Source organism: Streptomyces longisporoflavus (assembly GCF_014649775.1).
GTDB lineage: Bacteria > Actinomycetota > Actinomycetes > Streptomycetales > Streptomycetaceae > Streptomyces > Streptomyces longisporoflavus.
Genome location: NZ_BMTR01000096.1, coordinates 1 through 1,952, shown reverse-complemented (window position 1 = coordinate 1,952; position 1,952 = coordinate 1). Strand labels below are relative to the sequence as shown.

The window sequence follows — 1,952 nt, the reverse complement described above, 5'->3', positions numbered from 1 at the left end:
GCTCGCGGAGGCCAGGTCGAGGCGGGTCAGGCGGTCGGGGTCGGAGAGGATGTCCACTGCTGCGATCTTGCCGTCGGCAACGGTGAAGCCGATCACCGACAACGGCTGGCCGTCGATGGTGTTGACCAACCCGGCCAGGCCGTTGACCAGGACGGGACGCGTCGCAGCGGCGGTAGCCATCCGCTGGAAGGTCGCCAACTGCCCGGCCACCGCCGCAGCGCCACGGATGACCCGCAAGCCGCCGGTAGGTGCGCCGCCATCCGCGCGCAGCACCACCTCCGGGTCGAGAAGGGCCAACAGCGCATCGAAGTCGCCACCGCGCGCCGCGGTCAAAAAAGCGTCCACCACCCGGCGCTGACCGCCTAGGTCCGCATCCGGCGGCGGGGTCGCACCGCGGACCCGCTGCCGCGCCCGGCTGGCCAGCTTCTTGGCCGTGGCCGGCGTGCGGTCGACGATCGGCGCGATCTCCTCGAACGGCAGCCCGAACATGTCGTGCAGCACAAACGCGAGCCGCTCCGCCGGGCTGAGCGACTCCAGCACCACCAGCAGCGCAAGACCGACCGAGTCCGCCATCAGCGCCTGCTGCTCGGGGCCCGGCCCCTCCTCCCGGCTGATCACCGGATCGGGCATCCGGACATCCAGCGACTCCTCGCCCCGCCGCTTGCGAGCGCGCAGCATGTCCACACAGACCCGGCTCACCACCGTGGTCAGCCAACCACCGAGGTTCTCGATCCCGCGGTCCCCGGGCCCGCCCAGCCGCAACCACGTCTCCTGGATCGCATCGTCCGCCTCGGCCAACGAACCGAGCATGCGGTACGCGACCGCCCTGAGATGAGGCCGATGCTCCTCGAACCGAACGGCCAGCGACTCCCGTGCATCCACGCTCACACAACCCCTTGTTCCTGCTGACGGCATCACCACCCTGACGCGCCGGCCCCCGGAAAGGTGACCGGAGTGATCACGCCGGCCTCCGCCCCTTCCGCACCCGAGGCCGGCCAGGCAGCAAAGGCGCCAACCGGGGCGGGCGCAGCCGGCATTGAGGCTCCCGGAGCCGAGCATGGCGGTGCAGGCCGATGCAGCCCGCGCCCGCCGGCGGGACGGGGGGCAGGCACGGGGAGAAAGGCGTCGTGGCACAGAACTCGGTCAGCCGGGGGCGTTACGGCTCAGCTGCTCCCAGGTTCGGTACAGCTCGACTTGGTCCCGGTCCATCTGCAGCACGTGATCAAAGGACTGACTGCCGATGATCAGCCGCCGGGGCGGATCCGGCAGCGCGGCCAGCTCCATGATGACCGGGGCAGCGGTGTGAGGCTCCGGGGCGAGCGCATCGCCCCACATCGCCTCCATCTCGGTGCGCAGGGGCTGATACTGCGCCAGCGGTTCGGTGGTCGTCATGCCGGCGGTGAACAGGCCGGTGTCGTAGCCGCCCATCTGCACGATGGTGACCTTGATGCCGAAGCCCTCGACCTCCATCGCCAGTGCCTCGCTGACCGAGTCCAACGCGGCCTTGCCCGCGCCGTAGAAGCCGACGGTGGCCATGCCGCCGCCGCTGCCCATCGAGGTGACCTGCAGGAGGCGTCCCCCGCCCCGGGCGCGCAAATGGGGAAGGACCGCCTGGGCCACCCACACAGCGCCGAAGAAGTTCACATCCAGATGCGCCCGGATCTGCTCCTCCGTGGCTTCCTCCACCATGCCGTAGAGCATGGCGCCGGCGTTGTTGACGACGACGTCCAGCCCGCCGAACGCGTCCGCCGCCCGCTGCACCCCCGCGACTACTGCCCGGCGGTCAGTGACATCCAACGACAGCGACACCAGATGGTCGGGATACTTCCCGGCCAGTTCCTCCAGCGGCGCGACGTTGCGGGCAGCCGCCACCACCCGGTCACCGCCCGCCAGGGCAGCCTCGGCAAAGGCCCGGCCCAGGCCGCGGGATGCACCGGTAATGAGCCACACTC

Annotated in this window: 2 protein-coding genes; both read right to left on the bottom strand. The window is 70.7% G+C overall.

What is annotated here, in order from left to right:
* A partial coding sequence (locus IE226_RS43515; protein ID WP_229871986.1) for a sigma-70 family RNA polymerase sigma factor occupies nt 1-888 on the bottom strand: 888 nt, incomplete at its 3' end.
* Between the two features lie 255 nt (nt 889-1,143).
* Nucleotides 1,144-1,950: an SDR family NAD(P)-dependent oxidoreductase gene (locus IE226_RS43510; protein WP_190087070.1), complete on the bottom strand. Its 807-nt coding sequence runs from the start codon at nt 1,948-1,950 to the stop codon at nt 1,144-1,146.
* Between the last annotated feature and the right edge of the window lie 2 nt (nt 1,951-1,952).